The organism is Salinimicrobium maris, assembly GCF_049680855.1.
In the GTDB taxonomy this organism is placed as follows: domain Bacteria; phylum Bacteroidota; class Bacteroidia; order Flavobacteriales; family Flavobacteriaceae; genus Salinimicrobium.
Genome location: NZ_JBMPGS010000004.1, coordinates 110,832 through 137,807, shown reverse-complemented (window position 1 = coordinate 137,807; position 26,976 = coordinate 110,832). Strand labels below are relative to the sequence as shown.

Annotated in this window: 29 protein-coding genes; 20 read left to right on the top strand and 9 right to left on the bottom strand. The window is 39.8% G+C overall.

Annotated elements, in window-relative coordinates; all coding sequences use genetic code 11:
- Nucleotides 1-3,432, top strand: a complete 3,432-nt coding sequence (locus tag ACOV1Q_RS12940) for a methylmalonyl-CoA mutase family protein (protein WP_424494822.1) — start codon at nt 1-3, stop codon at nt 3,430-3,432.
- Nucleotides 3,433-3,506: 74 nt separating this feature from the next.
- Here the strand turns inward: ACOV1Q_RS12940 and ACOV1Q_RS12935 are convergent, their stop codons facing one another.
- The 3 genes from ACOV1Q_RS12935 to ACOV1Q_RS12925 form a co-directional block, all read right to left on the bottom strand.
- Complete coding sequence (locus ACOV1Q_RS12935) at nt 3,507-3,923, bottom strand: YkvA family protein (protein ID WP_424494821.1); 417 nt, start codon at nt 3,921-3,923, stop codon at nt 3,507-3,509.
- A 113-nt stretch (nt 3,924-4,036) separates the two neighbouring features.
- Nucleotides 4,037-4,864, bottom strand: a complete 828-nt coding sequence (gene ligD / locus ACOV1Q_RS12930) for a non-homologous end-joining DNA ligase (RefSeq protein ID WP_424494820.1) — start codon at nt 4,862-4,864, stop codon at nt 4,037-4,039.
- 14 nt (nt 4,865-4,878) lie between these two features.
- The gene (locus ACOV1Q_RS12925) at nt 4,879-5,469 is read right to left on the bottom strand and encodes a DNA polymerase ligase N-terminal domain-containing protein (RefSeq protein ID WP_424494819.1); all 591 of its coding nucleotides are present in this window, start codon (nt 5,467-5,469) and stop codon (nt 4,879-4,881) included.
- A 202-nt stretch (nt 5,470-5,671) separates the two neighbouring features.
- On the opposite strand from ACOV1Q_RS12925, the gene ACOV1Q_RS12920 reads away from it, so the two are divergent.
- The 5 genes from ACOV1Q_RS12920 (at nt 5,672) to ACOV1Q_RS12900 (ending at nt 9,118) form a co-directional block, all read left to right on the top strand.
- Nucleotides 5,672-6,295: a MarC family protein gene (locus tag ACOV1Q_RS12920; RefSeq protein WP_424494818.1), complete on the top strand. Its 624-nt coding sequence runs from the start codon at nt 5,672-5,674 to the stop codon at nt 6,293-6,295.
- Between the two features lie 66 nt (nt 6,296-6,361).
- Nucleotides 6,362-6,553 (top strand): cold-shock protein, encoded by a 192-nt coding sequence (locus ACOV1Q_RS12915; protein WP_424494817.1) that lies wholly within the window; start codon nt 6,362-6,364, stop codon nt 6,551-6,553.
- Between the two features lie 246 nt (nt 6,554-6,799).
- Entirely contained in the window at nt 6,800-6,997 is a 198-nt protein-coding gene (locus ACOV1Q_RS12910; protein WP_424494816.1) for a DUF1328 domain-containing protein, read from the top strand.
- A gap of 101 nt (nt 6,998-7,098) precedes the next feature.
- A complete protein-coding gene (locus tag ACOV1Q_RS12905) occupies nt 7,099-8,505 on the top strand; it encodes an alpha/beta hydrolase (RefSeq protein WP_424494815.1) in 1,407 nt (468 codons plus the stop codon).
- Complete coding sequence (locus ACOV1Q_RS12900) at nt 8,495-9,118, top strand: DUF1684 domain-containing protein (protein WP_424494814.1); 624 nt, start codon at nt 8,495-8,497, stop codon at nt 9,116-9,118. The genes ACOV1Q_RS12905 and ACOV1Q_RS12900 overlap by 11 nt, the downstream gene beginning before the upstream one ends.
- Before the next feature lie 55 nt (nt 9,119-9,173).
- On the opposite strand, the gene crcB is transcribed toward ACOV1Q_RS12900, so the two are convergent.
- The 3 genes from crcB to ACOV1Q_RS12885 form a co-directional block, all read right to left on the bottom strand.
- A complete protein-coding gene (crcB, locus tag ACOV1Q_RS12895; RefSeq protein WP_424494813.1) occupies nt 9,174-9,542 on the bottom strand; it encodes a fluoride efflux transporter CrcB in 369 nt (122 codons plus the stop codon).
- A 3-nt stretch (nt 9,543-9,545) separates the two neighbouring features.
- On the bottom strand, nt 9,546-10,589 hold the full coding sequence (locus tag ACOV1Q_RS12890) for an SRPBCC family protein (RefSeq protein ID WP_424494812.1): 1,044 nt from the start codon (nt 10,587-10,589) through the stop codon (nt 9,546-9,548).
- A 386-nt stretch (nt 10,590-10,975) separates the two neighbouring features.
- Nucleotides 10,976-11,164 (bottom strand): hypothetical protein, encoded by a 189-nt coding sequence (locus ACOV1Q_RS12885; protein ID WP_424494811.1) that lies wholly within the window; start codon nt 11,162-11,164, stop codon nt 10,976-10,978.
- A 45-nt stretch (nt 11,165-11,209) separates the two neighbouring features.
- Here ACOV1Q_RS12885 and ACOV1Q_RS12880 point away from each other — a divergent pair, with 45 nt between their 5' ends.
- Nucleotides 11,210-11,596, top strand: a complete 387-nt coding sequence (locus ACOV1Q_RS12880; protein WP_424494810.1) for a pyrophosphohydrolase domain-containing protein — start codon at nt 11,210-11,212, stop codon at nt 11,594-11,596.
- Between the two features lie 73 nt (nt 11,597-11,669).
- Here the strand turns inward: ACOV1Q_RS12880 and ACOV1Q_RS12875 are convergent, their stop codons facing one another.
- Nucleotides 11,670-12,743: a branched-chain amino acid aminotransferase gene (locus tag ACOV1Q_RS12875; protein ID WP_424494809.1), complete on the bottom strand. Its 1,074-nt coding sequence runs from the start codon at nt 12,741-12,743 to the stop codon at nt 11,670-11,672.
- A gap of 103 nt (nt 12,744-12,846) precedes the next feature.
- Here ACOV1Q_RS12875 and ACOV1Q_RS12870 point away from each other — a divergent pair, with 103 nt between their 5' ends.
- The 3 genes from ACOV1Q_RS12870 to ACOV1Q_RS12860 all read left to right on the top strand — a co-directional run bounded on the left by ACOV1Q_RS12870 (nt 12,847) and on the right by ACOV1Q_RS12860 (nt 15,029).
- Complete coding sequence (locus ACOV1Q_RS12870) at nt 12,847-13,365, top strand: DUF4920 domain-containing protein (RefSeq protein WP_424494808.1); 519 nt, start codon at nt 12,847-12,849, stop codon at nt 13,363-13,365.
- 1 nt (nt 13,366) lies between these two features.
- Nucleotides 13,367-14,044 carry a tRNA (5-methylaminomethyl-2-thiouridine)(34)-methyltransferase MnmC2 gene (gene mnmC2 / locus ACOV1Q_RS12865; protein WP_424494807.1) on the top strand — a complete coding sequence of 226 codons (678 nt, stop codon included), beginning with the start codon at nt 13,367-13,369 and terminating at the stop codon, nt 14,042-14,044.
- Between the two features lie 85 nt (nt 14,045-14,129).
- Complete coding sequence (locus ACOV1Q_RS12860; protein WP_424494806.1) at nt 14,130-15,029, top strand: TIGR01777 family oxidoreductase; 900 nt, start codon at nt 14,130-14,132, stop codon at nt 15,027-15,029.
- A 56-nt stretch (nt 15,030-15,085) separates the two neighbouring features.
- Here ACOV1Q_RS12860 and ACOV1Q_RS12855 read toward each other — a convergent pair whose 3' ends face one another.
- Entirely contained in the window at nt 15,086-15,766 is a 681-nt protein-coding gene (locus tag ACOV1Q_RS12855; protein WP_424494805.1) for a YceI family protein, read from the bottom strand.
- A 154-nt stretch (nt 15,767-15,920) separates the two neighbouring features.
- Between ACOV1Q_RS12855 and ACOV1Q_RS12850 the strand changes: the two genes are divergently transcribed.
- The 6 genes from ACOV1Q_RS12850 (at nt 15,921) to ACOV1Q_RS12825 (ending at nt 22,416) form a co-directional block, all read left to right on the top strand.
- Complete coding sequence (locus tag ACOV1Q_RS12850; protein ID WP_424494804.1) at nt 15,921-16,505, top strand: nucleotide exchange factor GrpE; 585 nt, start codon at nt 15,921-15,923, stop codon at nt 16,503-16,505.
- A gap of 49 nt (nt 16,506-16,554) precedes the next feature.
- The gene (dnaJ, locus tag ACOV1Q_RS12845) at nt 16,555-17,682 is read left to right on the top strand and encodes a molecular chaperone DnaJ (protein ID WP_424494803.1); all 1,128 of its coding nucleotides are present in this window, start codon (nt 16,555-16,557) and stop codon (nt 17,680-17,682) included.
- Between the two features lie 229 nt (nt 17,683-17,911).
- Nucleotides 17,912-18,841, top strand: coding sequence for an ABC transporter ATP-binding protein (locus tag ACOV1Q_RS12840; protein WP_424494802.1), 930 nt, complete (start codon nt 17,912-17,914; stop codon nt 18,839-18,841).
- Nucleotides 18,834-20,123: an ABC transporter permease gene (locus tag ACOV1Q_RS12835; RefSeq protein ID WP_424494801.1), complete on the top strand. Its 1,290-nt coding sequence runs from the start codon at nt 18,834-18,836 to the stop codon at nt 20,121-20,123. Before ACOV1Q_RS12840 ends, ACOV1Q_RS12835 begins: the two co-directional genes overlap by 8 nt.
- A gap of 4 nt (nt 20,124-20,127) precedes the next feature.
- On the top strand, nt 20,128-21,042 hold the full coding sequence (locus tag ACOV1Q_RS12830; RefSeq protein ID WP_424494800.1) for a mechanosensitive ion channel family protein: 915 nt from the start codon (nt 20,128-20,130) through the stop codon (nt 21,040-21,042).
- A gap of 210 nt (nt 21,043-21,252) precedes the next feature.
- Nucleotides 21,253-22,416, top strand: coding sequence for a sigma-54-dependent transcriptional regulator (locus tag ACOV1Q_RS12825; RefSeq protein WP_424494799.1), 1,164 nt, complete (start codon nt 21,253-21,255; stop codon nt 22,414-22,416).
- 11 nt (nt 22,417-22,427) lie between these two features.
- Here the strand turns inward: ACOV1Q_RS12825 and ACOV1Q_RS12820 are convergent, their stop codons facing one another.
- Nucleotides 22,428-23,018 (bottom strand): hypothetical protein, encoded by a 591-nt coding sequence (locus ACOV1Q_RS12820; protein ID WP_424494798.1) that lies wholly within the window; start codon nt 23,016-23,018, stop codon nt 22,428-22,430.
- A 188-nt stretch (nt 23,019-23,206) separates the two neighbouring features.
- Here ACOV1Q_RS12820 and ACOV1Q_RS12815 point away from each other — a divergent pair, with 188 nt between their 5' ends.
- From ACOV1Q_RS12815 to ACOV1Q_RS12800, 4 genes are all read left to right on the top strand, one after another.
- Nucleotides 23,207-24,625, top strand: coding sequence for a M20/M25/M40 family metallo-hydrolase (locus ACOV1Q_RS12815; RefSeq protein ID WP_424494797.1), 1,419 nt, complete (start codon nt 23,207-23,209; stop codon nt 24,623-24,625).
- Nucleotides 24,626-24,779: 154 nt separating this feature from the next.
- Nucleotides 24,780-26,150: an MATE family efflux transporter gene (locus ACOV1Q_RS12810; RefSeq protein WP_424494796.1), complete on the top strand. Its 1,371-nt coding sequence runs from the start codon at nt 24,780-24,782 to the stop codon at nt 26,148-26,150.
- 5 nt (nt 26,151-26,155) lie between these two features.
- The gene (locus ACOV1Q_RS12805) at nt 26,156-26,383 is read left to right on the top strand and encodes a DUF8828 family protein (RefSeq protein ID WP_424494795.1); all 228 of its coding nucleotides are present in this window, start codon (nt 26,156-26,158) and stop codon (nt 26,381-26,383) included.
- Nucleotides 26,384-26,394: 11 nt separating this feature from the next.
- A complete protein-coding gene (locus tag ACOV1Q_RS12800; RefSeq protein WP_424494794.1) occupies nt 26,395-26,970 on the top strand; it encodes a phosphatase PAP2 family protein in 576 nt (191 codons plus the stop codon).
- Nucleotides 26,971-26,976 lie beyond the last annotated feature (6 nt).

The following is a 26,976-nucleotide window of genomic DNA, read 5'->3' as shown; positions in this document are numbered from 1 at the left end:
ATGGAACAACAAGCTCCTTATAAACCCAGCAATAAAGTACGAATAGTAACGGCAGCCTCCCTTTTTGACGGCCACGATGCTGCCATCAATATAATGAGGCGTATCATCCAATCTACAGGAGTCGAGGTGATACATCTTGGCCATGACCGCAGTGTGGAGGAGGTGGTAAATTGTGCGATCCAGGAAGATGCGAATTCCATCGCAATGACTTCTTACCAGGGCGGCCATACCGAGTATTTCAAATATATGTATGACCTGCTTAGGGAAAAGGGAGCGGGTCATATCAAGATCTTTGGCGGCGGCGGTGGAGTGATCCTTCCCGAAGAGATTAAGGAACTGCAGGATTACGGGATCACCAGGATATATTCTCCAGATGATGGAAGGGAACTAGGACTGCAGGGTATGATCAATGATCTTGTAAAATTATCAGATTATCCATTGGGTGACAGCCTGAACGGGGAAGTTAAAGACCTTTCTGCTAAAAAATCTGGCGCAATTGCGAGAGTGATTTCTGCTGCTGAAAATTTTCCGGAGGTTGCAAAAAGCGCTCTGGAAAGCATTCATGAAGCCAATAAATCGACTGAAATTCCTGTTCTTGGAATTACCGGTACCGGTGGTGCAGGTAAATCTTCATTGGTTGATGAACTGGTGAGACGTTTTTTAATCGATTTTCCGGAGAAGACTATTGGAATTATTTCGGTGGATCCATCGAAGCGGAAAACCGGCGGTGCCTTGCTGGGGGACAGGATTAGAATGAATTCTATTAATAATTCGAGGGTCTACATGAGATCTCTCGCAACAAGACAATCTAATCTCGCTCTTTCTAAATATGTAGCCGAAGCTATCGAGGTTTTAAAAGCTGCTCGTTTTGATTTGATCATTCTTGAAACTTCAGGAATTGGGCAGTCTGATACAGAAATCCTTGAACATTCTGATGTTTCACTTTATGTAATGACGCCGGAATTTGGTGCGGCAACGCAGCTGGAGAAAATAGACATGCTAGATTTTGCCGACCTGGTGGCGATCAATAAATTTGATAAAAGAGGTGCCCTGGATGCGCTTCGGGATGTGAAGAAACAGTATCAACGAAATCACGGGCTATGGCATTCCAATCCTGATACACTTCCTGTGTTCGGTACAATTGCTTCGCAATTCAATGATCCCGGGATGAATACGCTTTACCGGGAGATCATGGATAAAATAGACGAAAAAACCGGCTCTAAATTGAATTCCACTTTTGAGATCTCAAAGGGGATGAGTGAAAAGATCTTTGTGATCCCACCAAACCGAACACGCTACCTTTCTGAAATTTCAGAGAATAACAGGTCTTATGATGAGAAAGCAGCGTCACAGGCTGAAGTTGCTCAAAAACTTTACGGGATATATAAGACGATCGAATCTGTAACCGGAGTAAATATCGGGTTAAATAAATTCGGACTTGAAGAAGAAAGTCTGCGCGACAGCTCTACCGAAGAAAATAATGATCTCGTAGGACTGTTGAAGAAAGAATTTGATAGAGTAAAGATGGATCTGGATCCTTACAACTGGGAAATCATAACCGGATGGGATGATAAGGTCAACAAATATAAAAATCCCGTCTATAGTTTTAAGGTGCGTGATAAAGAAATAAAGATCGAAACCCATTCCGAATCTTTGTCGCATACTCAAATAGCGAAGGTGGCGTTGCCAAAATATAAAGCATGGGGTGACATTCTACAGTGGTGTCTGCAGGAAAATGTTCCCGGGGAATTTCCCTATACCGCAGGACTTTATCCATTTAAGCGACAGGGAGAAGACCCAACACGTATGTTTGCCGGCGAAGGTTCTCCTGAACGTACCAACAGGCGCTTTCACTACGTGAGCATGGGCTTACCAGCAAAACGCCTTTCCACAGCATTCGATTCGGTTACATTATATGGGAATGATCCCGATCACCGGCCAGATATTTACGGAAAGATTGGAAACGCAGGAGTTTCCATTTGTTGTCTTGATGATGCAAAAAAACTCTATTCCGGCTTTGACCTTGCAGATCCATTAACTTCGGTGAGTATGACGATCAATGGACCGGCACCAATGCTGCTTGGATTTTTCATGAACGCAGCCATCGATCAGCAGTGTGAAAAATTCATCGTTGAGAACGGACTCGAAAAAGAGGTAAAAGAAAAAATTGCTAAGATTTATTCCGGAAAGGAAGAAGATCAGCCAAAATACAGGGGAGAATTTCCTGAAGGGAACAATGGTCTTGGGCTCATGTTACTCGGAGTCACCGGTGATCAGGTATTGCCGCAGGATGTATATCAGGATATCAAGAAACGGACGTTAAACCAGGTTCGGGGAACCGTACAGGCAGATATTTTGAAGGAAGACCAGGCACAGAATACCTGTATTTTTTCCACAGAATTTGCCCTGCGGCTTATGGGAGATGTTCAGGAATATTTTATTGCTGAACAGGTGCGCAATTTTTATTCGGTTTCAATTTCAGGATATCACATTGCTGAAGCTGGTGCAAATCCAATTACTCAGCTGGCACTAACATTGGCCAATGGATTTACCTATGTAGAGTATTATTTAAGTCGCGGGATGGACATCAACAAATTTGGTCCAAACCTGTCTTTCTTTTTCTCCAACGGGATTGATCCCGAATATGCGGTTATAGGACGTGTAGCAAGGAAAATTTGGTCCAAAGCATTGAAGTACAAATACAATGCAAATCCGCGGGCTCAAATGCTGAAGTATCATATCCAGACTTCCGGGCGATCTTTACATGCCCAGGAAATCGATTTTAATGATATCAGAACTACACTGCAGGCATTATATGCAATTTATGACAATTGTAACTCGCTGCATACAAACGCATATGATGAGGCGATCACTACGCCTACAGAAGCTTCTGTAAGAAGGGCCATGGCTATTCAATTGATCATTAACAAGGAACTGGGACTGGCGAAAAACGAAAACCCAATCCAGGGATCATTTATTATTGAAGAGCTTACAGATCTTGTGGAGGAAGCAGTACTTCAGGAGTTTGACAGGATCACAGAGCGCGGCGGAGTGCTGGGAGCTATGGAAACCATGTACCAGCGTAGCAAAATTCAGGAGGAAAGTTTGTATTATGAAACCCTGAAACATAATGGTGACTTCCCAATTATTGGAGTGAATACCTTCTTAAGTTCTACCGGTTCACCAACTGTGACACCGGGTGAGGTAATTAGAGCTACGGAAGAAGAAAAGCAAAACCAGATCAAAACGCTGCAGGATTTACACAAGGCCAAGGAAGAAAAAGCCGAAGCAGCCCTGGAAGAAGTGAAAAAAGCTGCTGTTCAAAATGAAAACATTTTTGAAGTTCTTATGGAAGCCACAAAGTCCTGCTCGTTGGGTCAAATTACGAGTGCTCTCTTTGAGGTGGGAGGACAGTACAGGCGAAATATGTAGTTTCTGGATTATTTAAAGCATTAAAAAGGAGGAAAATCAGCTTAATTTTCCTCCTTTTTTTCTGAATAATTCTTTTATGCCGGTGATCCAACTTCTTCTGAAGAGGAATTTAATTTCCAGTCCGTATATTTCTCAAGGTCGTCATTAACCAGTTTGAGACAAACAGCAAGGACTGAAGCATCGTCCAACATTCCTATTACAGGAATGAAATCGGGGATAAGGTCCAACGGATTTAGCACGTAAAGGAGTGCCCCGGCCACTGCGGCAATTGTCTTCCAGGGAACTTCGGTATAATTCCCCTTTCTATAGTCGTTGATGAGAGAAAACATCATTTTTCCTTTCTCCACGTACTTCTCCACCGTTTCATTGTTTAGGATCTTATTCTCGATCTTCTCTTTTTTACTCAGGACTCTATCCAGGTCTTTTTCCTCCACATTTTCGGCTTCTTTATGTAATTCTTTACTGGCCTGTTCTTGGCTTATATTCTTCATTTTGTGTGATTTTTATATTTTTTTTTGTTCAATTTTTTACCTAAAGCTGTTGAATCTCTTCTCTATAAAAGGCTTCAAAAATGGCATTTTTAGATCATGAGTTGCAGGAGTCCTTAGTTTTCTGTGGTCTTCTTTATTTGTCCCAATCTTCTGAAAATATTTTCATAGTTATATTGATAAGCACTTTCCATTTTAGATAGTTCTTCCCATTCTAAAGGGGTGGCAATGCCGGCTTCTTCATTGGGCCGAAGGGAAAAAGGACAAACCGCTGTTTGGGCATAGGCATTACGCAGGTAATCTACAAAGATTTTTCCTTCCCGCTGTTCTTTCCTTATTTTGGTGGTGAGAAGATCTGGTCGTAGCCTAGTGACTTCCTCTGCCATAGCGCGAAGCTCCTTTTTTATTTCGTCAAAATCTTTTCCGCGGCGAATCTCATAAAAAAGATGGAAACCGCTTTGGCCGGTTGACATAAGCTGAGGTTCCTTTTTCTTCTTCCTGAGAAAATTACACAGCACTTTTGCTGCTTCTTTTACTTTGTCAAAAGAATTTTCGGGCGGGTCTAGATCAAAGACAACTTTGTCCGGCTGTCTCAACCTGTCTTTTTTACTTAGCCAGATGTGGAATGCTACTGTGTTTTGATTTACAAGATAAAGCAATGTCTTTTTATTGTTGCAAATAATCTGCGTATTCACGCCGTCTTCAGTCTCGATCTCAACACGTTTAATGTAATCGGGAAAGTAATCTGAAGCATTTTTCTGATAAAATCCCTGTTCCTCTATTCCGGAAGGAAACCTGTGTAAAGTGAGAGGTCTGTCCTTCAAAAAAGGCAACATTTGATCTGCAATCTTATCATAATAAGTAGCCATATCACCTTTGGTGATGTTCTTCTTCGGAAAAATGACCTTTTCAGGATGTGATATTTCTACACCAGACAGTTCCATATTGTTTTATTAGTTTATTTTTCCTCTTTTTCGATTTCGGCCAGGGATCTACCGCTTATCACGCTATTTTGTTGAGTGTTTACAGGATTGCGACGCGCATCGGCATAATCGTCATCCTGTTTCATTAAAAGCCAGTTGCCCTTCATCTTACCACCTTTCATTTTTACAAGGTTGTATCCTCCCTGTAATTTCTTACCATTTAAAACTACTTCCAAAGAGCCATTTTTGAAACTTTCTTCAAGAGAAATCAGGCGACCATCTTTATCTTTTTTGTCACTTTTAATTGTACCCTTATCCCAGATCATCACGGTACCGCCGCCATATTCTCCTTCGGGAATGGTGCCTTCAAAATCTGCATAGGCTATAGGATGATCTTCGGTTGGGATGGCCATTCTTTTTACGGCGGGATTGGTGCTAGGGCCTTTGGGAACCGACCAGGATTTCAATGTACCATCAATCTCCAGCCGGAAATCATAATGTAGATTGGTAGCATCATGCTTCTGAATGACAAAAATGGGCTCATCTTCTCTTTTCTTTGAGGCAGCATTTGCTTTAGGTTCCCTGGTTTTGCTGAAATCCCTTTTCTCATTATAGCTTTTCATCATGAAAATTTAGGATTGAAAAAGTACAAATTCTGCACCTGTTGAAGCGTTAAAGAACTCTCAAATTCGGGAGTTTCAGAAGTAGGTCTTTTTGCACTAAAAAACAATGAAAAAACTTTAAGACTGTTATTGTAAAATTGGAAATTTGAAATACTTTTGCCGACTGAATCTGAGATATTTCACAGCAGAATAAAAAAATGAAGAGATGGAAAATTGGGGGATATTTGCGGTAGCAGTATTTACAGGTTTTATAGCCATAAACAATCCCCTGGGGAACATGCCTGTGTTTTTAGGTCTTACCCGGCATAGGGATAAAGCCACGAAACGACAAATTTCCAAAAAAGCTACTTTTACTGCTTTTGTAATTGTCTCTGGATTTATTATTCTTGGGAAATATATTTTTGATTTCTTCGGACTTACCATTCCTGCATTTAAGATTACAGGTGGATTGCTGGTTTTCTTTGTAGGTTTTGAAATGATTCGTGCACAGCAATCAAGTATTGATAACCAAACAGAAATTAATTTTAATGAAGGGGTTTCTATTTCTCCCCTTGCTATTCCTATTCTTGCGGGGCCTGGAACTATTGTAACCGCGATGAACTTTACTACAAACGCAGGCTATCTGCAATTGTTGATCATCCTGGCAATGTTTGGTATTGTGATGTGGCTTAACTACCTCGCTTTTATCTCGAGCGATTATATGGTGCGCTTGATTGGCGAAAATAAAATTGTTGTTATTGAGAAGATAATGGGATTAATTATAGCCATTATAGGAACCAACATGCTTATCCAGGGTATTCATATCGCATTTCCTGCCGTAGGAGAATAAATTATTGATTTATAGTTTTTTATCCGATTGTTTGTTGTACATTTGCGACCAATTTAAATTTATACAATGAATAGAGGTACAGTTAAGTTTTTCAATGATTCAAAAGGATATGGATTCATTAAAGACGAAGAATCAACAAAAGAATATTTCGTACATGCGAATGGATTAGTTGATGAAATTAGACAGGACGACGAAGTTACTTTTGACCTGGAAGAAGGAAGAAAAGGAATAAATGCAGTAAATGTTAGACAAGCTTAGTCTTCGTCTGGATTTATAATTTTATAAGACTTTAAGCCTCACAGAAATGTGAGGCTTTTTTTTGCGGTTTTAGAAAGAGACATCTTGGAAATGAATTCAAAGCCTGTGATTGATAACAAAAGCCTTAACATATATTCGCTTTACACAATTACTGCGTTAAAAATTACCCAATTACAAGTTTTTTAATACCTAAACCCTCTCTTATGAGGTACATTTGTCCCTGAATGAATTGAAAAAGATGACGATATGAAAATTTTTACTTTATTATTTTTAATAATAGCACTAGTCACTGGATTTATAAGTTTTACGGGAATGAATTACGAAGGGATTGAGGTAATGCGGGTACTCTGTTTTGTGTTTACAGACCTTTTTATGATCTCCCTGTTTGCTAAAGTTTTATTTCCAAACAATTTAAGATTAAGACAGCAGAAGGTGAAGAAATAAGACCAGCTAGTTTGAAAAAGAAAAATTTAGAAATGGCTTGCAGATAAATGCAGGCCATTTTTTTGTGGATTAGAATCATAGAAAATTATTATCTTTTCGCAATGAGAACGCTTTTATTCATTTTTTTAATCGCCACATCTGTTTCTGCACAGGAGATGAGGCTCTCAAAAGGAGTGGTAATGGATTCATTACCCGTAAATGATACAATCAGAGAAACTTATTCCCTATTTCTACCCCAGTCTTTCGAGAACAATGGATCTCCTAAGCCGGTCATTTTTCTCTTTGATTCTGAAGGAAGAGGAAGAACGGCTGCTCAACTTTTTATGACTGCCGCCGAAGAACAGGACTACATACTTGCTTCCTCCAATAATATTTCACCCAATAACACCCTGGAGGAGAATGTAAACGTGGCAGCACGATTAATGCATGCGGTGACGACGAGTATTCCGGTGGATTTTAATCGCATTTCGGTAGCAGGGTTTGGAGAAGGAGCAAAGGCTGCAACTGCTCTACCCGCAGTTTATCAAAATATACACGGGGTCATTGCAATAGGAGACAATCAGCTAATCCTGGATTATCTCGATAAAAACAACAAGTTGTTTTTTGTAGGTGTTGCAGGAGATGAGGACATTGCTGCGTACGGAATGCGTGCAACTGCGGCGCAACTTGAAAGCATGGGTTTTCCGGTTGTGGTTTACATCTTTGATGGGGGGCATGAATGGCCAAATCCTGCTATTATTTCTGCAGCCATGGGCAGTCTAACTTTACAGGCCATGAAATCTGGAAAAACTGGTAGACAGCAACAGCTCATAAACTCATTATACCAGGATGACCTGGGCAGGGTGAATCAATTGATAAGTACAGGTGATTCCTTTAAGGCTTATAATCTTATGGACATTCTTATCTCTAAATATGATGGCCTTCTAAACCTTTCAGAACTTGAGAGTAAGCAAAGACAACTTTCCCGTACCCGGAATTATTCGGAACAAAGAAAAGCAGCCGGTGAAATTCAAAATAAAGAAAGCCGGCTTATAGATGACTTTATCTATTACTTAAATGAAGACGTAGGGACTGCAAATTTTGAAAATCTTGGGTGGTGGAATTTTCAAAAACTCGAGCTTGAAAAACTTGCCGGAGGAGAAAATGAATTAGAAGCAGATATGGGTAAACGTTTGCTTAATTTTCTTGATAAGATTTCAGAAATGAAAAGAGCTGAGATTGCGGCTGCTGAAAGAACTTCGCTTGAATCTCAACTTTTGGCAAACATGATACAAACCATTTTCGACCAAAATGATTTCCAGGCGTATAAGAAGATTATCTCCCTGAGTGCACAGGACGATGATTACAGTACAGCGCTATTCTATCTTGAGGAAATGCTGAAAAATGGCTATGGGGAGCTTGAACCTCTTTATGATATTGAAGGAACACTGGCTTTAAGATTAACGCCAGAATTTAATTGGCTGGTTAAAAAATACCTGGGAACCTCAAAATTTTATGATGAACAATAGAGTAGCTTACTCTTCAAAAATGGCATTTTTGCTGTTGATTCTGTTTTTTATTTCACTGAGTGATGGGATTGCTCAGGAGACGAGTGAGTTTTCTGAATTTCAGAAGGAATTAAATGCCTCTTTTCATGATCCTGATGAATCTCCGCTTAAGGAAGAAGATCTTCAAAACTTTACCTCACTTGATTTTTTTCCTGTGAATAATAAATATTTAGTGGAGGCAGAATTTGTACGAACGCCATATGAAACACCATTTGAAATGCCTACAACAACAGAAAGAAAACCCGTGTATGTGAAATATGGTGAGGTATATTTTGAATTGGAGGGAAAAGAATATAAACTAAACTTATATCAAAATCAGGAATTGATCAAAAAAGCGGAATATGAGGATTATCTTTTCATACCATTCACAGATCTTACCAACGGTAATTCCAGCTATTCAGGCGGAAGATATTTGGACATGCGCATTCCCGATTCAAAAAGGATTTTAATTGATTTTAATAAAGCCTACAATCCATACTGTGCCTATAACGGGAAGTATTCCTGTCCCATTCCTCCTTCAGAAAATCATCTTGACGTGGCCATAACGGCAGGAGTGAAGGCTTTTAAAAAATAGATGAAATTTTCCTTTTTTTGACTATCCTGAATCGAGAACTCAGTTCTGGTTAACTTCAGAATAATTTGGAAAGGAAAAGTCCGAGGAAAACTGCTAAAATTCCGAAGAAAAGGCTACCGAAAGCGTATAAAAGAAAGTGGGAATAATCGCCCGTACGAAGAAACACCTGGTTTTCGACAGCAAAGGTTGAAAACGTAGTAAAACCGCCACAAAAGCCTACTCCAAAAAGAAGGTTTGCAGTACTTGAGGCAGGCTGATACTTTAAGATCAATCCAAACGTGATTCCAAGCAGAAAGCTCCCTAAAATATTTACTGTAAAGGTGCCCAATGGAAGCGATGCATTATTTAAATATTTGGAAATCAAATACCTTAGCACACTTCCCAGTCCGCCGCCAATAAATACAAGAAGCGCATTTTTAATCATATCCTATTCCGTAGAATTCGACTGGATTGGTATGTAGATTTCGGTTACTAGCCTCGCAGGATTTTCTTCATCTGCCGGATTCGTAATATAAACTTCAAAAGGAGTACCTTCCGGATCTACCTGATATCCATTTTCCTGAATAAATGAATAAGTCGCTTCCCAGGCTTCCAGTGCATTTTTTCTGTTTCCGCGTAGCGTCGTTTTTACTACCCGCTGCGGTTCAAGATAACCGGCAAGTACGGGACTACCTGCGGGAGTGATCATTTGGCTTGGAGTGGGCACCGCTGCTGAAAAGATGGTAGTTCCATTCTGGTCATCCCTTTGATTGTAAATGACGAAGGGTTTTCCGCTAATCGAGATATTGTTGTTTTCCATATACAGGCTAACTTGTTCGATCATTTCGACGGCTTTCTGGTTGACCTCATTTATTCTAGTTGCAGTGGTGGTGTACATATAATACCCGCCGCCGTGTTGTGTCACTCCGTCAACATTGATGGAATAAAGTTCCATCTGTCTTATAATCTCCCTTTCAAGACCTTCCAGTCCTTGTTCAAGCTTTGGTCTAAAAATTTCATTTAAATCCTGATCCTGAAGGATGTATGAAAGCTTTTCTTTAAAACTCTGCTTTCCCTCAATTCCCCAGGTTACTCGGGTTCCTTCATTAGAAGGTTCAAAAATCCAGTACATGTCACTACTGGTTTCACCAATGCTTATTTCAAGATTTAATTGCTGCTGAATAGTGTTAAAGGGAATAACTTCCGTATTTGTAACCGTGCCATCTCTCATTTCGGTACTTTCCCACGACATTACTGCACCCTGGCCTTGTGGTACTTCTGAAAGTTCAATGATTATTTCGTCACCATTCTTCCAGGCAGACCAGTTCTTCCATGTTGAAAAATCATTTACTTCGTTAAATAGCAGCGGTGCAGGTGCATTTATTACCCTTGTTTCCTCAATTTTATATGAACCGTCCTTAGTGGCTACATAAATAGAACCGGCGATAATAGCAATAAGCAATAAAAAGAGGAGGTACTTGATAATTTTCATATATAGGGCTGCTTTTGAATTAAATCTTATTGCTAAGATAGTTATTTTACATTATGTTAAATTATTTCCATTTGAGAAATATTAAAAATAACAAGATACTTTTAACCATTGATAGACTCAGCAAAACCTAGTACCTTTTTAGTGTAAATTTTAATCTTAGAAAGGAAATTTAGACATTCACTGATGCTTCTACCGGTACCTGTAACATTTTTTTCCTGCGCCGAAAATTTTTTGGATAAAGCCGGAACAGAAGTGGTCATAGCATATCATTCCAATTGTATCCTACCAGGCAGGAGACTTTGGAGGTCCTGCTATATGAATCCCGTAATGAAGTTGTTCAACCAACAACTTTTGAAGATCAAATGCTGAAGTTTTTTATTCAGAAATTAAGGTTTTAAATACAATTTGATGACAAACAAAAGGGCAATGAACAGGATAAATCCTAATAAAATGTACAGCGTTCCCTTGTAATACTTGCGATGCAGCTGAAGGTCCTTTCGGTAAGTGTAAATAATTACAATAACAAAGGCAATGAAGAAAATCGCTCCAAAAATGAGCTGACCTGTAGTGAACATTTTTATAGTTTTATGCAAAGTTAGAGCATCTAAAGAATATTAGCAATGAAAAAGAAAATAGCAGCTGTAAAGGAGTTTCATTCGGCTTTTGGGCTGGGAATAAAAGACAAGCCTACCGGCAACCTTGGAAATGCCAAAAACTTGCTTCGTTTTGAACTTATGAAAGAAGAAAATGAAGAATATCTTGAAGCGGCAAACGCGGGAGATGTAGTAGAAGTGGCAGATGCGCTGGGAGATATGCTTTACATTCTTTGTGGAACGATCATAGAACACGGAATGCAGGATAAAATAGAAGAAGTGTTTGAGGAGATCCAGAAAAGCAATATGAGCAAACTTGGTGCCGATGGAAAACCAGTCTACCGCAAAGATGGAAAAGTACTAAAAGGGCCTAACTTTTTGGCACCAAATATTAAGGCCATTCTTAAAGAATAATAAACGCGCAAAACAAAGAGGAGCCAAAAATGACATTTTTGGCTCCTCTTTTATATTCATGTAGATAAAAAAATTACTCTTTCACCAGATGTCTCCAGCCAAATTTGTCTTCGGTCTTGTTGTATTGAATTTCCATTAATTTATTTTTGAAGAGCCTGGCATAAGAATCCTCCTGATCTTCTAATTCAAATTTTTCGCCTTTGTAGCCAAATCCCTTGACCGGGTTAATAGTGGCAGCCGTTCCCGAACCAAAAATCTCCTTAAGCTCTCCCTTTTTTGCGGCATCTACGATTTCCTTTACGGCCACTGGGCGCACTTCTACGTTAATGCCATTATCTTCGGCAAGTTGGATTACACTTTTTCGAGTCACCCCATCCAGAATGCGGTCGCTGATGGGAGCAGTGAGTAATTTATCACCAACTCTAAAGAAAATATTCATGGTTCCAGCCTCTTCCAGGAATTCGTGTGTATTGGCATCTGTCCAGATGATTTGCTGATATCCTTCTTCCTTTGCCAAGTTTGTAGGATAAAATTGTGCGCCATAATTCCCGGCTGCTTTTGCATAACCTACACCACCATTGGCTGCGCGGCTAAACTGCTCTGCAAAAACTACCCGTACATCTCCGCTATAATAGGCCTGTGCAGGAGAGCAAATGATGAGAAATTTATATTCTTTAGAAGGCGAAGCAGATACTCCTGCTTCTGTAGCTATTACAAAAGGGCGAATGTAAAGGGAATTTCCGAAGCCTTTTTTGATCCAATCGCGGTCAAGGTTAAGCAAAGCTTCCAGGCCTTCAAAGAACATCGAAGTTGGAAATTCCGGAATAGCCAGTCTTTTAGAAGATTTATTGAGGCGGTTAAAGTTTTCTTCAGGTCTAAATAACCAAACCTGGTCATCATCATCCTTAAAAGCCTTCATTCCTTCAAAAACTGCCTGCCCGTAATGAAACACCCGTGCTGAAGGTTCCAGCTCGAGCGGGCCGTAAGGCATGACTTTAGGTTTCTGCCATTCACCATTCTTAAAATCGCATACCATCATGTGGTCAGTAAAAACATTACCGAAAACGAGCTTATCGAAATCAACAGAATCAATCTTAGAAGTGGGGGCTTTTTGTATCTCCAGTTGGAGAGTTGAACCATTTTTCATGTTGTGTCATTAAATTTGTTCAAATTTACTGAAATTAAAGCATTTTTAAAATGAACTGCTTTGGTAAATTTGTTTTATTTTCTATATATAAATCCGAAAAATCATGAAAAAATTATCAATGTTATTGTTTATTTTCTTTGTAGCAATTTCCTGCAAGGATAAACCTCAGAGCTCAATGGAAGAGGATCTTTCCATTACTACAAATGAATTTCCTGCTTCTTACAGTGTTGTAGGTGAAGGATTTCAGAATCATGAAGTACTTTCTGCGGAAGAAATGAACGAGAAATTTCAAAATTTAGAAGTTGGCGATACCGTAGATGTTCGATTTGAAAGTAGTGTGAATTCAGTTTGTAAAAAGAAAGGCTGTTGGATGAACCTGGAGTTACCCGGTGAAAAAGAGGTGATGGTAAAATTTAAAGATTATGCCTTTTTTGTTCCAAAGGATATCGAAGAACAGGAAGTAGTTGTTAACGGTAAGGCCTATGTATCTGAAGTTTCTGTAGATGACCAGAGACATTTTGCTGAAGATGCCGGCAAATCCCCCGAAGAGGTTGCTGCTATCGTGGAACCTAAAAAAACCTGGTCTTTCCTGGCCGACGGAGTAGCCATAAAAAAGAATTAGATTGAAAAGAGAAATTATAACAACTGCCGATGGTTCCTCGACCATTTTTCTACCGGAATGGAATGAGCATTATCATTCAAAGCATGGGGCGGTACAGGAGGCATATCATGTTTTTATAAAAACAGGACTGGAGCATTTTTTAGAGGTCTCAAAAATGGCAAAAGAGGTCTCCATTCTGGAAATAGGCTATGGAACCGGTCTCAATGCGCTCATCACTTTTCTGGAAGCTAGAAAAAGAAATTTACAGGTGGATTACACCGGTGTAGAAGCATACCCGGTATCCCAGGAGGAACAGGAGAAGCTCAACTATACCTCCTTATTTCCTGAACCAGACACAAAAGAGATCCTTCAGCAGTTGTTTTTGGCTCCGTGGGGTGAAAAAGTGCCAGTATCTAACACTTTCAGCCTTCAGAAGAAAAAAATATATTTTTCAGAAATAGAAGACAGGGAGGAATATAACCTCATTTTCTTTGATGCATTCGGGCCACGTGTGCAGCCAGATCTTTGGACGGAAGAAGTCTTTAAAAGTATGTTTTTGGCATTAAAAAACGGAGGCGTACTAGTGACTTATTCAGCCAAAGGAAGTGTGCGCAGAGCGATGGAAACAGCAGGCTTTACCGTGGAAAGAATGCCCGGGCCTCCGGGTAAACGAGAAATGCTAAGAGCTTTGAAAAAATAGGTTTTACAATGCTCTTAGATCTCATGTTAAACCTATTATAAACCATCGGGTGAGCATTTAAAATGTGCTTATATTTTAAAGAAAAATGCGGATATTAATCACTGGAGCAACAGGTCTAATAGGTTCAGAAATTTCTGAATTGTGCAGGGAGAGAACTATTGGGATAAACTATCTCACAACCAGCAAGAGTAAGATTGAAAAGAATAGCGATTATCAAGGTTTTTACTGGAACCCGGCTAAGGGCGAAATTGATCCTGCCTGTCTTGAAAATGTAGGAGCAATTATCAATCTTGCCGGGGCAAATGTCTTTCGGCGATGGACAGACAAGGCAAAGAAAAAAATTCTTAACAGCAGGATCGATTCCACGAAACTTCTATACACTACTTTAAAACATCATGAACACGAGGTTGGACACATAGTTTCTGCCAGTGCTATTGGAATTTACCCTCATTCCTACGACAAGATGTACTATGAAGACGAAAAAAACAAGGAAGATAATTTCTTAGGGGAAGTAGTTCAGAAATGGGAGGCGGCAACAGATGAGTTTAGCAAATTAGGTCTTAGAGTAGCCAAAGTTAGAGTTGGCCTTGTACTTGGTAAAGATGGCGGCGCACTGCCTAAGTTGGAACAGGTAGTTAAAATGAATATTGGAGCTGTTTTAGGAAAAGGGAAACAGTGGCAATCCTGGATACATATAAATGATCTCGCAAGAATCTTTCTGCATATTGTTCAAAATGGTCTTACGGGAGTATATAATGGGGTGGCGCCAAATCCTGTGACCCATAAGGATCTTATGGAAGAGCTGGCAAAAAGCTACGACAAGAAAATATGGCTGCCAAAGGTACCAGGATTCGTACTTAAGGGAATTATGGGGGAAATGGCCTGTACTATTCTTTCCAGCCAACTCGTTGCAAGCAAAAAAATTGAGAAGACAGGATTTGAATATCGATATACCAACCTTAATAAAGCTTTGGAGGATTTGTAAGGAAATAAAAAAGCCGGTTTCAAACCGGCTTTATAATATATTGAAAGTTTTTTTTTTTACTGCTGTGCAGTTGCGCGTACGTCTATGGTTATTTCCATGTCGTCACTAATGAAGTTATCTCCAAGATTATCAAAAACAGATTTCGAACCGTAGTTTACATTCCAATCTGTTCTGTCAATAGTAAAGGTTTCACCTTCTATAGTCAGCTCATTTTCATCGATAGAAGTTGAAACAGGAAATTCAATGTTTTTGGTCTCATCTTTAACTGTAAGATTTCCCTGTAACATTTTTTGTCCATCTTTTTCAGTAATACCGGTTACCTCGAAAGTAGCAGTTGGAAATTCCTTTACATTAAAGAAATCTGTTTCCTTGCCTTCTACTGTTCCCATAAGGTGGTTTTCAAGGTTTCTTTTGTCTTCGTCTTCCATACCCTCATCTGTAACTTCAATAGAAGTCATATCAATGGTTACGGTTCCACTTTCAATTTCCTCCTGTGTAGCAGTAAAAGAACCTGAAGCGATGCTTATGTTCCCCTTGTGCTCACCTGTAGGCTTTGTTCCTCTCCACATGATTGTGGACTCTGTAGTGTCTATCACATATTGTTGTGCCACCTCGCTAGCAGTTGCTGCTTCCTGAGCTTCACCAGGTTCTACTTCGTTTTGTTTATCATTTTTACAAGCCACTGTTCCGGCAGAAATAGCAGCAATCATAAAGATGTTGAAAAATCGTTTTTTCATGGTATAGTTATTATTAGATTTAATTGGCAAAATTACATCATTGACAGTTTTGAAATCTTAATTTAATATTAATTTTTTTATGTGACATTTTGGCATCGGGAAATTATTGGCAACAATTTTGTCTGAAATTGTTCAAAATTAAACACGAAGCAGAATGAGCAAAGATAAAACCAATCCAGAGGAAGAAACTATTAAAGATCAGGTAGAAGATATCCTTGATGATGCCATAGAAGAAGCAGAGAACAACAAAGAAAAAAGTAATTCTTCGGAAGGGAAAACAGAAGAACTTTCAGAAGAAGAGCAATTAAAGGCAGATCTTGAGAAGGAAAAGGATAAGTTCCTTAGACTGTTTGCGGAGTTTGAAAATTATAAAAGACGTACCAGCAAAGAGCGGGTAGAGATGTTTAAAACGGCAAACCAGGATGTGATGACAGCTATGTTGCCGGTTCTTGATGATTTTGATCGAGCTCTTAATGAAATAAAAAAGGCAAAGGATAAAAATCTTCTGAAAGGAGTGGAACTTATTCATAACAAGTTTAGAGAAACTTTACGCAGCAAAGGGCTGGAAGTAATGAAAATAAAGGAGGGGGATGATTTTGATGCCGATCTTCATGAAGCAATCACTCAAATCCCGGCACCTTCAGATAAATTAAAAGGCAAGATTGTTGACGTAGTAGAGAAAGGGTACAAACTTGGTGACCGCATTATTCGTTATCCAAAAGTGGTGACCGGGAAATAAACCTTTTAATTATCTAGAAATACACCAGCAAAATTAAGCAAAGGAAACAATGAAACAGGATTATTACGAAGTATTAGGAATAAGTAAAAACGCTTCTACGGCTGAAATTAAAAAGGCTTATCGTAAGAAAGCCATTGAATTTCACCCCGATAAAAATCCGGGGGATTCAAAAGCTGAGGAAATGTTCAAAAAAGCGGCCGAAGCTTACGAAGTGCTCAGTAACGAGGATAAGCGCGCCCGTTATGACCGTTTTGGACACCAGGCTTTCGAAGGCGGCGGCGGTTTCGGCGGCGGCGGCGGAATGAACATGGATGATATTTTTAGCCAGTTTGGTGATATTTTTGGCGGTGCCTTTGGTGGCGGTGGCGGATTCTCCGGTTTTGGCGGCGGATTTGGCGGTGGTCAACGCCGTGCAAAGGGAAGCAACCTTCGTATTCGTGTGGCCCTATCTCTTGAGGAAATTGCAAATGGTGTTGAAAAGAAAATTAAGGTAAAGCGTAAGCTTCAGGCGCAGGGAACAACTTATAAAACCTGTCCTACCTGTAAAGGTACAGGTCAGGTGACCCGGGTAACCAATACCATTTTGGGTAGAATGCAAACTGCATCACCATGTACAACCTGTGGTGGAGCAGGGCAAAGCATTGATCACAAACCTGCAGATGCCGATGCCAACGGATTGGTAGTAAAAGAAGAGACCGTATCTATTAAAATTCCTGCCGGGGTTGAAGATGGAATGCAGTTAAAAGTTTCCGGAAAAGGGAACGATGCACCTGGTAATGGAATACCCGGTGATTTAATCGTGGCAATAGAGGAAAAGGAACATCCAAACCTTCAGAGAGAAGGAGTGAACCTTCATTATGATCTCTACATCAGTTTTTCTGAAGCGATCCTTGGTACTTCCAAAGAGATAGAAACGGTAAGCGGGAAAGTAAGGATTAAAATAGAAGAAGGAGTTCAATCTGGTAAGATTCTCCGCCTGCGAGGAAAAGGCATACCAAACCTTAATGGTTATGGCAAAGGAGATTTGCTTGTTCATGTAAACGTTTGGACTCCAAAAACCACCAGCCGTGAGCAACGTGATTTCTTCGAACGTATGGCTAATGATGATCATTTCCAGCCGAAACCGGAGAAAAGTGACAAATCATTTTTCGAAAAAGTTAAAGATATGTTCTCATAAATGTAGAACATTAACTTTTTTTTATATATATTTGAATATCACTAATTTCGATTGGTGATAATTTTTCTTTTTCATAGCAATTTTTTTCCCATCCTTAAGCAATTAAGGATGGGTTTTGTTTTTTTAGGTATCTTGAGGAAAAAATCTGGTTAAATGGTTCATTACTAAAATCTTCCTAATGCCAAATGGAAATTGCTACTTTTAAATATATTTACAACAAAGAACATTTATGGACAACCTTCTGGTAGCAGAGAATATTTCAAAAACTTTTGGAAATTTTACTGCACTCAATAATGTTTCACTTCAAATTCCACGAGGAAGTATCTTTGGTTTGTTAGGACCAAACGGTGCAGGAAAAACAACATTTATCAGAATCATCAATCAAATCACTCTTCCAAGTAAAGGAAATATTATTTTGGATGGAAAGCCTTTGCAGCCAGGAGATATTCAGCATATTGGCTATTTGCCTGAAGAGCGTGGTTTGTATAAATCCATGAGAGTAGGAGAACAGGCACTTTATCTCGCTCAATTAAAAGGACTTTCTAAAGCCGAGGCAAAAGAAAGGCTTAAATATTGGTTTGAACGTTTGAACATTGAAGACTGGTGGGACAAGAAGATACAGGAATTATCAAAAGGTATGGCGCAAAAGGTGCAGTTTGTTGTCACCGTTCTACACAGGCCTAAATTGCTCATTTTTGATGAACCTTTCAGCGGGTTTGATCCTGTAAATGCCAATCTGATCAAGGATGAGATCCTGGAACTACGCAAGCAAGGCGCAACGATTCTTTTCTCAACCCATAGAATGGAAAGCGTAGAAGAATTGTGTGATTACATGGCGCTCATTCATAAATCAAATAAATTGATTGACGGGAAAGTAACAGAAATTAAAAGAGCTTATAAATCCAATACTTTTGAAGTTGGGTTAAATACTCCAGATCATGAGGCTCTGAGAAAAGAACTTGCGGCGAAATTTATTATTAGTGAAGCCGGTTTTAAAAGTATTCATGATGATCTTAAACTAAAGATTCAAATAGAAGAAACGGCTACTCCCAATGATTTACTTTTATATCTTGCTGGCAAAGCTCAAATTAATTATTTCGTGGAAGTAATTCCTTCTGTAAATGACATCTTTATCAAAACCGTGACGGGAAATGCGTAATCTCAAATTAATTATTAGGCGTGAGTACCTGGCAAGGGTAAGAAATAATACATTTGTAGTCATGACATTCCTGAGTCCGTTGATCTTAGTGGGAATGATCATGTTGATTGCCTATCTCACCAGTCTTAATAAGGCTGAAGTAAGAACTGTAGGGATTCATGATGAATCAGGTTTATTTAAAACGGAATTTACAGATTCTGATGAGGTTAAGTTTCAGGATTTTTCTTCAATTGATCTTGAATCAGCCAAAAAGGTGATTAGAGAAGGAGATTTTTATGGGTTGTTATACATTCCACAGGATTCCATGTCGCTTGGAAGCCTTCAGTTTTTCGCTCAGGAAGCACCGGCTTTTGGCTTTTTAAGTGGGATAGAGCGCACCGTAGCCGATAAGCTCACAGGGCGGGAGCTGGAAGAAAGAGGAGTGGACGTGGAAGCAATAAGATCTGCAGAAGCCGCAGTAAACATCCAGATAAAGAACTTTTCAGGAGAACGTACCTCAAAAATGTCAAATTATGTCAAAATGTTTTTTGGTGGCGCAGCCGGGTATTTATTGATGATGTTCATTATTATTTACGGGAACATGGTCATGAGGAGTGTTATTGAAGAAAAGACGAACAGAATTATTGAGATCATTATTTCTTCTGTAAAGCCCATACATTTAATGCTGGGAAAAATCTTAGGAACCTCGCTGGCAGGAATTACCCAGTTTTCCATTTGGGTGATGTTGGGAGGATTGCTTCTTTTCGTGGCATCTTCGGTGCTGGGTGTAGATGTTAGTGCAGCTCAGGGAATGCAGGAACAGGCGGTAGATCAAATGTCAGATAATGAACTTCAGCAACTTATCTTTGATATTGCGAATTTACCATTACTGACGCTTACTATATCTTTCCTTGTATATTTTATAGGCGGATATTTCTTATATAGCTCCATTTATGCTGCTATAGGTGCTGCTGTAGACAACGAAACTGATACACAACAATTTATGTTTCCTGTCATTCTACCACTCATGCTTGGAATTTACGTGGGATTTTTTGCAGTTGTTGAAAACCCTCATGGCTCAATTTCTACAATTTTTTCTATGATCCCGCTTACTTCCCCAATCGTGATGTTAATGAGAATACCTTTTGGAGTTGCATGGTGGGAACTTGGCTTATCAATTTTAATATTAATCATAACAAATGCGGCGATTGTATGGCTTGCGGCAAGGATCTACAGAGTTGGAATCCTTATGTATGGAAAAAAACCTTCCTACAAAGAATTATACAAGTGGTTGAAATATTAGGCAAATGCAGGGCGGCGTAGATCAGGTCAAAGAAGTAATCGAAGAAGATATTTGGGGGAGTATCCTGGAGTTTCTTGATCTAACATTAATTCCTGTTGGCGATGGAGACCGAATCACCGTTGGTTTGCTTCTCATCATTATTATAGCTTTTTTGTTCACGAACGTCCTAATGCGCGGGATTCGAACCTTTTTCACAAGGAAACTGTCGGAATCTGATAAGCTGAAATTCATTAGCGTTTTCAAATTTATTCGATACCTCGTCTATGTTGTAGTGATTATTGCAGTTTTGAATTCGGCCGGAATTGACATTACCATTCTTCTTACAGCTTCGGCAGCATTATTTGTTGGTTTGGGATTTGCCCTGCAGGAACTTTTTCAAGATATCATAGGCGGACTTTTCATTATAACCGATAAGTCACTTATGGTAGGAGATGTGGTAGAAATGGAAGGCCGGGTGGGCAGAGTAATAGATATTAAACTTCGTACGACACGGCTACTAACAAGAGATGATAAAGTTATGATCATCCCAAATCATAAGTTTACGAAAGATATTATTCTTAATTTCACTCAAAATCATCGTACCACGAGAGAATTTGTTAGAGTAGGGGTAGCTTATGGGAGTGATACAGAACTTGTAAGAAAATTACTTCTTGAAAGTGTACATGAACAGCAGGGAATCACAAAAACCCCAAAGCCTTTTGTGCTTTTTGAAGACTTCGGAGATTCCGCACTCATATTTTCAATTAATTTTTTCGTGTCTGATAGTTTCGTGGATCCAAAGATAAAAAGTTTGGTGCGGTTTACGATCGACAGGAAATTCCGGGAAAGCGGAGTGACTATTCCATTTCCGCAGAGAGATGTTCACCTTTTTCCCCCACCGGCAACGTTAGATTCTGAAAAGAAGGAAGAAGAACAATAATCTTAAATTTCCTTTTTTATTATCTGCAGAATTAACTCTTATTTAATTCTTGTGAGCCGGACCAGGCAGGCTAATTTCCAAAACATTTAGTATATTACGGTGAAAGATTTGACGCTAAAAAAGCCTAAAAGGCTAAAGCAAATCATATTGGAAGTAACAAGAAATTCTTTGTTTTTTCCATCTAATTATACCCTAAAGTAGAAATAGAATATGCCAAAAATACTGTTAATCGAAGACGAGGCAGCAATTAGAAGAGTACTCGTAAAAATACTTACAGAAGAAAGTAAAACCTATGAAGTGGAAGAGGCAGCCGATGGTCTTGAAGGAGTTGAAAAAGTAAAAGATCATGATTATGATCTTTTGTTGTGTGATATTAAAATGCCAAAAATGGATGGAGTGGAAGTTCTGGAGGCGGTGAAAAAAATAAAACCAGAAATTCCCATTGTAATGATATCTGGCCACGGAGACCTGGATACTGCTGTGAACACCATGAGATTGGGCGCCTTCGATTATATTTCCAAACCACCCGATTTAAACCGCCTTTTGAACACAGTTAGAAATGCACTCGACCGTAAAGAATTAGTGGTGGAAAATACCCGCTTAAAGAAAAAGGTGAGTAAAAATTACGAAATGGTGGGAGATTCACAGCCCATTTCTCATATTAAGGAGATGATCGAAAAAGTGGCGCCAACAGATGCTCGCGTCCTCATTACCGGTCCCAATGGAACAGGGAAAGAACTGGTAGCACACTGGCTGCATCAAAAGAGCGATCGTTCGGGTGGGCCAATGGTGGAGGTGAATTGCGCGGCTATTCCTTCAGAACTAATAGAGAGCGAATTGTTTGGGCACGTGAAAGGTGCTTTTACCTCGGCTAATAAAGACAGGGCAGGTAAATTTGAAGCTGCAAATGGGGGAACAATATTCTTGGATGAAATAGGTGATATGAGTCTTTCTGCACAAGCTAAGGTGTTGCGTGCGCTACAGGAGAATAAAATCTCCCGCGTAGGAAGCGATAAAGATATTAAAGTAGATGTGCGCGTGGTTGCGGCGACCAACAAAGACCTACAGCAGGAAATTCAGGATAAAAAGTTCAGGGAAGATCTGTACCATCGGCTTGCGGTAATTCTAATTAGTGTACCTCCGCTTAATGAACGCAGGGAAGACATTCCACTATTGGTGGAATATTTTTCAGAAAAAGTATCTAAAGAGCAGGGAGTGAATCCAAAAACTTTCTCTGAAGATGCTTTGAAGCTTCTTCAGGAATACAACTGGACGGGAAACATTCGCGAACTCAGGAATGTAGTGGAACGTCTTATTATTCTTGGTGGGAAAGAGGTGAATGAAGAGGATGTGCGCTTATTCGCTAGTAAGTAAGCCACTTAAATCTAAGAATCTTTTGGAGGAGGTGTGTATCTGAGGAAATACATCGTATCCCCGCTGGGATGTTTCCATTCGTTGAAAAGCTCAAAACCGTATCTGCGATAGGCAAGGCTTATTCGTCTAATCCTGGTTTCGGCATAAATTGGCAACTGTAAATCCTGGGCGATCTCATAGAATCTATTTTTCATATGATAAGCAGTTTTGCCGTCATCACTTCCCCTTGAATCTGGAAGAATGCCCCAAAACCAGCAGTAAAGATAGTCTCCTTCACTGGGACGTTGGCTTTTAACATACTTCTGATTTTTCATGGCGCTTAAACCTTTAGTTATCCCGGTGACATTGATTGCCAGTTTCACGTCCATTATAAGATCCTTCCAGAAATTCTTGTCCTTGCTGTTGGTACGAAACAAAATAGCGATTCCTTTCCCGTCTTCAGAAGTAATTAAAGCATCCTTTTCAATGGCTTTTTCTACCATATAGGTGGCTAAATAGCGGAAACGCTGCTCCTTTTTATGGTCATCTTTCACGATCTCCATGGAAGTGGGAATTTCCTGGAGTAACGTGGAAACGTTCTCTATAATTTGTTGCTTGTCCACAATCGGTAATAATTTGGCGAAAGATAAAAAAAAATAGTTTCCTGTAAGCTATAGTTAATGCAGAGTGGCCGAAAATATGATATTGAGCCACCTTTATTTGTCATCAAAAAAATATGAAAAATCCACTTTTAGAAGAAAGGTTTTTTATTTTTGTTTTTACTGAAAATAAGGAAGATAAACAGAATAATATGAACAAAAATTTATTTGCATTATTGGTTCTAATGAGCTTTTTCAATACCAATGCACAATTCTCGCAGGAACAAGTAGATTCCTTATCCCTTAGAAATTTGTACGACATGTCTTTGCTGAATGGGAAAAGCTATAGCTGGCTGGATCATCTTTCTAATGAAATTGGTGGAAGGCTGTCGGGCTCTGTAGACGCCGAAAGAGCAGTGCAATATACGAAAGCCGAACTTGAAAAGCTGGGGTTGGATAAGGTTTGGCTGCAACCCGTAATGGTTCCAAAATGGACGCGGGGTCAGGCCGAATATGCTTATGTGCAAACAGAAGGCAATACGAATACTGTAAACATTGTAGCTTTGGGAGGTTCGGTAGCTACACCCGCAACAGGTTTACGTGCACAGGTGATAGAAGTGAAGGGGCTTGAGGATCTTAAGAATTACGGAAAGGAGCAGATAGAAGGAAAGATTGTTTTCTATAATCGCCCAATGCGGCCTGAATTGATTCATACTTTTCAGGCTTATGGAGGCTGTGTGGACCAACGTTATTCCGGAGCCGAGGAAGCTGCAAAATACGGTGCTGCCGGAGTGATTGTGCGTTCATTATCACATAAAATAGATGAGTATCCTCATACGGGTTCTATGAGTTATGGAGATTTGACTAATGAACAAAAAATACCTGCGGCAGCTATAAGTACGAAAGATGCAGATTATTTAAGCAGTATGCTGAAACTCGATAAAGACTTGCAGTTTTACTATAAAATGAGCTGTAAAAACTATCCCGATGTACAGTCGCACAATGTTATTGGAGAAATAACCGGAAGCGAATTTCCGAATGAGATTATCGTAGTTGGGGGGCATCTTGATTCGTGGGATCTAGGTGATGGGGCACACGACGATGGAGCGGGAGTGGTGCAGTCTATGGAAGTATTGCGTTTATTTAAAGAAACTGGAATACGTCCAAAACGAACACTAAGAGTCGTTCTTTTTATGAATGAAGAAAATGGACTTCGCGGCGGAAACAAATATGCAGAGGTTGCTAAAATCAATGGTGAAAACCACATTTTTGCGCTGGAAAGCGATTCGGGTGGTTTCACCCCTCGAGGATTCTCTTTTGATGCTACAGATGCCCAGTTTGAACAGGTAGAGCGCTGGAAATCGCTTTTTGAACCTTATCTTATTCATTATTTTGCGCAGGGAGGAAGTGGTGCAGACATTGGGCCTTTAAAAAATGGAACCACTGTACTTGCAGGTCTGCGACCAGATTCTCAGCGCTATTTTGATTACCACCATGCCGCGACCGATACTTTTGAGGCGGTGAACAAACGTGAACTTGAACTTGGCGCTGCTACCATGGCTTCACTGGTTTACCTGGTAGACAAGTATGGCTTTAACTCCATTGCAATGGAGCAGCCGTTAAAGGATTAGGATCCTTTCGCAAGATAGCCTGTTTAGAATCTGCACATTTAAAAAAGCTGAAGTTTGTCTGAGTTTTATAGACAAATTTCAGCTTTTGTTTTATAGCTTTTTTCCAATTACTCCTCTAATTATCTTTCTATCTTTGCGAGCTTAATTTTGAAACGTGCGACTAACAGCCTACACAAAAGAATTTGGAACAAACCTGCAGCTGGCATACCCGGTAATGCTCGGGCAGCTGGGGCATGTACTGGTAGGCCTGGCAGATAACCTCATGGTGGGCCAGCTGGGTGCTGCACCTTTAGCTGCAGTTTCTTTGGGGAATACTTTGGTTTTTATAGCATTATCTCTGGGAATAGGATTTTCTTTTGCGATTACCCCTTTGGTTGCAGAAGCCGATGGCGCCGGAAATATTGAGCAGGGAAAAAGCTATTTTCACCATGGGATCATGATGTGTACCATAAATGGCATTCTTCTGTTTCTGTTGCTATTGTTTGCCAAACCTGTGCTCTATTTTCTTAATCAACCGCCAGAGGTGGTGGAGCTTGCCATTCCGTATCTCGAGATTGTAGCCTTTTCTATGATTCCGTTGATGATATTTCAGGCATACAAGCAGTTTGCAGATGGTTTGTCTCAAACAAAATATGCGATGTATGCTACCATTCTTGCGAACGCAGTAAATGTTCTGTTTAACTATCTCCTTATCTACGGAATATGGATTTTTCCACGTCTGGAGCTGGAAGGAGCTGCCCTGGGAACCCTCATTTCTAGATTTTTCATGTTGTGGTTCGTGTGGGAGATAATGAGACGAAAGAAAAAATTTAGAAAATATTTCCAGTGGTCCAGAAAAAAAATGCTGCAGCCTGAAGTCTTTAAAAGGCTGTTTTTGCTTGGCTTTCCTACAGCCCTTCAAATGTTGTTTGAAGTTGCTATTTTTACGGCTACCGTATTTCTCGCAGGTACTTTGGGAACAAATCCGCAGGCCGCGAACCAAATTGCGCTCAACCTCGCTTCCATGACTTTTATGATCGCCGTGGGACTGGGAGTTACAGCCACAATTCGGGTAGGAAATCAAAAGGGGAGTGCTAATTATCATGCCCTTCGGCGTATTGCGTTTTCAACCTTTCTACTGGTGTTTATTATAGAAGCCGTTTTTGCAGTGGCTTTCATCCTTTTAAAAGATTGGCTGCCAACCTTCTATATTGATAACGCCGAGGTAATTATGCTGGCTTCACAATTATTAATTGTAGCAGCACTGTTTCAGCTAAGTGATGGTCTTCAGGTTGTTATCTTGGGAGCGTTAAGAGGTCTTCAGGATGTGAAGATCCCAACGGTGATATGCTTTATCTCTTACTGGATCATTGCCTTTCCGGTTTCATGGTACTTTGGTAAAGCCGAAGTTCTTGGAAGTATGGGGATTTGGCTGGGACTTTTGGCAGGCCTTACTGCTTCGGCATTAATGTTGTATCTTCGATTTCGGTATTTAAGTAAAAAACTATTGCTTCAGGCACATCCTGAACTTCATAATAAAAACTAATTTCAATGGAATTTCCAAAGTTTCTTCTGGGGGATAATACAGATTATCCAGATGCTATTTTTGTAATTCATACAGAGTTTCCCAGGTTCATCATTAATCTGGAAAACGACGAAGTAGAATGGCTCGAGGATTTCGATGCTTCCGATGAAAAAGAACTTTCATCCGAAGCTGAAGGTTTGATCCAGCAGGCGAACGAATTCTACGATAGGGAAGTTTCCCGGTACGAAGAATAACAGCTTTCAGCATGGAGCAGATTTTAGAACTTGATCACGAACTTTTTCTTTTCTTAAATAACCTGGGATCTCCGGCCTGGGATGCTTTCTGGAACTTCATTACCAATAAGTGGTCATCAATTCCACTTTATGCGGTGCTGCTATATTTGATTTACAGGAGCTTTGGTTTAAAGGGAATGGCTGTCACACTTGTATTAGTAGCGGGATTGATTAGCATTACAGACCAATTGGCAAATGTTTTTAAAGCTGGTTTTGAAAGAGCACGACCCTGTAGACAGGAAGGCGTCATGGAATATGCACGTTTTGTGGCGGTAAGGTGCGGCAAATATGGTTATTTTTCGGCGCATGCAGCCAGCTCGGCGGCGCTAACCATGTTCCTTGGTTTTGCGATGAAGACCAATTATCCAAAATTACTTTATTTTTTGATGGTTTGGGCGCTTATGGTTGCTTACAGCAGGATTTATGTGGGTGTGCATTATCCGCTGGATATTTTTACCGGATTTTTAATTGGAGGCGGCTTCGGATTTTTGTTCTATAAGCTTCACGCTTTTATTCTGGAAAAGTATTTTAATCATTCAGGTGCGTAAAATGGC